We start from the raw sequence: 3760 nt of genomic DNA, 5'->3' as shown, positions 1-3760 counted from the left end.
ACTAGATCCGACAGCCGACGATCCGACTCCGGCTTCACCCATCCACTACGCGGCACGCCGACACGATACCGCACAACCCTCTAACTGAACGGTATTGTGCTTAAGGTAAACGGCCATTTCACGTATGTCAATAAGCTGTCGAAGCTTACTAAGTGTGTTTAGCGGTGCCGAGCAGGAACGGCGGGCGGCGGGACGAGCCGAGGGGCGAAGGCTGCCTTCCTCGAAAAGCGAGAACCGGTGTTCTGTCAACACTCGTCACCCCTCCGTGCACGTGTAGGAGCCTTCATGTTGAAGACGTGCTTGACCGAAGAGTTCGGGGTCGAGCACCCGATCGTGCAGGGCGGAATGATGGGGGTCGGGATCAAGGTGATCCACACGTCACCAGCGCACGGCCCGCTTATAAGCTGGCGACGTCGAATCCTTCGTTTCACTGTTGGTGTTCTCGGTACTCACGGGATTGCTCTCACCGGTTCTCGTAGGCAGGCGAGCGTTTCGCCACGAAGGCGGTCATCGCTTCGGTTTGGTCCGCAGTCATCGAGGTCAGAGCCTGCTGCCGGTTCTCGAATTCGACGGCAGTGTCGAACGAGGACATCTCGAGCGACAGCCACATGCCGCGTTTGGTGAGTGCGAGTGACAACGGTGGTGCCGCGAGCAAGTCACTCACGCAGGTGTCGATACGACCGTCCAAGTCCTCACCAGGGACGACGTCGGCGAGCAGGCCGATCCGCATGGCTTCGTCGGCACCGAACTTACGTGCGGTGAGCATCAACTCGTGCGCTCGGCCGGCGCCGACGATCCGGGGCAGCAGCCATGACGTACCGATATCGCAGCCGGAGAAACCGACTTTGATGAACGATACTGCGAAGAAAGCGCTTTCGGAGGCGATCCGCACATCGCTCGCGCACACGAGAGCGAAGCCTCCACCGGCCGCCGGACCATTGACGGCTGCGACGAAGACCTGCGGCAGTCGCCGGATCTTCTGCACCAGGGAGGCGATGTCCTCCTGACGCGCGAGCGTCCGGTGCACGACACCGGAAGCTTCGGTGCCGGGCACGTCCCCGTATCCGTCGAGATCGAGGCCCGCGCAGAAACCCCGGCCGCTGCCCGTCAGCACAACGACGCGGGTCGTGCGATCCGATGCGAGCGCGTCGAATTCCCGGTGCAGCGCCGCGGCAAGCTCGAGGTCCAATGCATTGAGTTTGTCGGGGCGATTCATCCGCAGGACCTTGACCCCGTCGCGTGGATGCTCGATCGACACCACGTCGGTCATGATCGCTTCGATTCCGTGACATTGTGATCATTTTCTCGGGGTTCGAGATTCGCTAGTCGAACGTTTCCACGGGACACGAGCCGGTTGTCGGATCCGACGATCGCGACCTGCCACAACTGCTGGGTCCGGCCACGGTGGGTCGGAGTCGCCTCGGCCGTGAGCACACTTCCCGCACCCACCGCACGAATGAAGTCCGTCGAGTTGTTCACCCCGACGACACTGCGTCCCGGACCCGAGAAGTACCGACCGCCACCGGCACTCGCCAGTGTCTCGATGATCGCGCAGTGCACGCCACCGTGAACGATCCCCGCGGGTTGCAGGTGTTCTTCGGTGATCTCGATCGTCGCGACGACGCGGTCGGCGCCGACTTCGGTCAGCGTCATGCCCAGACGCGAGTTGAAACCGCTGAGTGTGAGTGACTCCGGGACGTCCGTCATGACTGCTTCTCTTTCTCACGCGACACCGATGCGGCGAGCGCGGTACGCCAGTTGCCCGCTTCGCGGGCCGAGTCGAACTCGTGGGCCAACCGGTCGACCACAGCCGCCACGGGCGGAACATCGTGGATCAGCCCGGTCGAATGACCGCCGCTGAACACCGTCTTCCACGGTTTCACACCGGCAGGCAGGTTCGGGCGATGTTTGGCCAGAGGTTTCGGCAGGTCGGCGGGGTCGAGCCCGTTCGCGGTGATGGACGGTGCGAGGAAGCTCGCGGGCAGCCCCGCGATCGCGTCGGTGAACACCACGTCCTCACTGCGTGAATCCACGAGCATGCCCTTGTGGTCGTCGACCGTCCCGGACTCGAGTGTCGCGATGAATCGCGTACCCATCACCACCAGGTCGGCTCCGAGCGCAAGCGCAGCGGCGATGCCGTTGCCGTCGGCGATACCGCCGGCCAGCATGATCGGCCCGTCGAACATGCGGCGTACCTGGGGCAGGAACGCAAACGGCGACAAGGTGCCCGCGTGCCCACCGGCACCCGCGCAGACGAGCATGAGCCCGTCGACACCGGCCTCGATCGCTTTCTCGGCGTGCCGGATGGTGGTCACGTCGTGGAACACCGTGCCGCCCCAGCCGTGCGCGGCGTCGACGACCTCGCGCGGATCGCCCATGTTGGTGAGGATCAGCGGTGCCTCGTGTTTCGCGACGGTCGCGAGTGCGCGGTCGCGCTTGTCCTTGTCGAGCGCGGACGACGCGAGCATGTTCACACAGAACGGTGCGAACGGCTCACCGCGATCGACGCTTTCACGCTCGGCGGCGCGAATGGCACCGAGCCAGTCGTCGAGCGTCTCGGGAGCCCGCGGATTCGCGGAGGGAAATGCGCCGATGACACCCGCCCGGCACGCGGCGATCACCAGGTCGAGATTCGAGACGATGAACATCGGCGCCGCCATCACCGGCACGCGCAGATCCTGCCACCGCACATTCATCGGCTGCCGCCCTTCGGAAAGTGCTCGGCGCGCAGTTCCGCCTTACGGATCTTGCCCAGCGCCGTGCGCGGGAGTGCGTCGACGAGAACCAGCCGCTCGGGTGTCTTCTGCTTGGCGAGACCGGATTTCGCGAAGTGTTCGCGAATGTCGTCGAGATCGATCTCGGCGCCCGGAGCTGGTACGACGACCGCAGCAACGACCTCGCCGTAGCGGGGGTCGGGTGCTGCGACGATTGCACCCTCGGCCACCGCCGGGTGCGTGGTGAGCACGTCCTCGAGTTGGCCCGACGAAATGGTCTCGCCCGCACGGATCACCACGTCTTTGATGCGGTCCGTGATGGTGAGCCGTCCGTCAGCATCGAGGTGGCCGAGATCACCGGTGCGCATCCAGCCCTGGGCGGTGAACGCCGACGCGTTGAGGCTCGCGTCCCGGTAGCCGACGAACTGGTCGGGCCCGCGGGTGACGACCTCACCGTCTCGACCGGTGGGCATGTCGGTGCCGGCCTCGTCGACGATACGCACCCGCACACCCGGCAGCGGTGCGCCGTCGGTGCCGAGACGCGCGGCCTCGGGGTCGGTGGCGGAACCCGAGGTGATGGTGGGTTGTTCGGTCGACCCGTAGCAGCGGTACGTGCTGATGCCCACGGTCGCCGCACGCCGGACCAACTCCTCCGGCACGGTGGCGGCACCGATGAGGAATTCACGCAGCGTCGCAAGCTTTCCCGCCACGTCGCCGAGGTCGAGCATGCCGGTGAGGTGAAACGGGGTGCCCGATGTCGCGGTGACGCGGTGCCGGGCGATCAGCTCGACGGCCAGCGCCGGATCCCACGTGTCCATATAGACGGTGTCCTGGCCGTGCAGCATCGGCCGCAGCACGCTGCCGACACCCGCGATGTGTCCGGGCGGGAACGACACGAGTTGCACGGCATCGTCACCCGCCCCCAGGTACTGCGGTCCCGACCACTGCTCGGCGAGCAGCGAATTATGGCTGTGCTGAACGCCCTTCGGGGCGGAGGTGGTGCCGGAGGTGTAGATCAGGAGCGCGACGTCGTCGGCGTGGCCGGC

4 protein-coding genes are annotated in these 3760 nt (G+C 65.6%); all 4 read right to left on the bottom strand.

What is annotated here, in order from left to right; translation table 11 throughout:
• Nucleotides 1-463: 463 nt before the first annotated feature.
• Nucleotides 464-1270 (bottom strand): enoyl-CoA hydratase/isomerase family protein, encoded by an 807-nt coding sequence (locus WAW17_RS01890; protein WP_422331334.1) that lies wholly within the window; start codon nucleotides 1268-1270, stop codon nucleotides 464-466.
• Complete coding sequence (locus tag WAW17_RS01885) at nucleotides 1267-1707, bottom strand: PaaI family thioesterase (RefSeq protein ID WP_422331333.1); 441 nt, start codon at nucleotides 1705-1707, stop codon at nucleotides 1267-1269. The genes WAW17_RS01890 and WAW17_RS01885 overlap by 4 nt, the downstream gene beginning before the upstream one ends.
• The gene (locus WAW17_RS01880; RefSeq protein ID WP_422331332.1) at nucleotides 1704-2696 is read right to left on the bottom strand and encodes an NAD(P)H-dependent flavin oxidoreductase; all 993 of its coding nucleotides are present in this window, start codon (nucleotides 2694-2696) and stop codon (nucleotides 1704-1706) included. The genes WAW17_RS01885 and WAW17_RS01880 overlap by 4 nt, the downstream gene beginning before the upstream one ends.
• On the bottom strand, nucleotides 2693-3760 hold a 1068-nt coding region (locus WAW17_RS01875; protein ID WP_422331331.1), incomplete at its 5' end, for a class I adenylate-forming enzyme family protein. The genes WAW17_RS01880 and WAW17_RS01875, both read right to left, overlap by 4 nt.

This window comes from Rhodococcus sp. (in: high G+C Gram-positive bacteria) (assembly GCF_049286785.1).
Classification (GTDB): Bacteria; Actinomycetota; Actinomycetes; order Mycobacteriales; family Mycobacteriaceae; genus Rhodococcus_F.
Note: the sequence above shows the minus strand (reverse complement) of the source record. Positions and strands in the feature narration are given on the sequence as shown.

Excerpts from the sequence above, each read along its gene's own strand:
- WAW17_RS01890 (WP_422331334.1), bottom strand. The coding sequence starts at position 1,270 with ATGACCGACGTGGTGTCGATCGAGCATCCACGCGACGGGGTCAAGGTC.
- WAW17_RS01885 (WP_422331333.1), bottom strand. The coding sequence starts at position 1,707 with ATGACGGACGTCCCGGAGTCACTCACACTCAGCGGTTTCAACTCGCGT.
- WAW17_RS01880 (WP_422331332.1), bottom strand. The coding sequence starts at position 2,696 with ATGAATGTGCGGTGGCAGGATCTGCGCGTGCCGGTGATGGCGGCGCCG.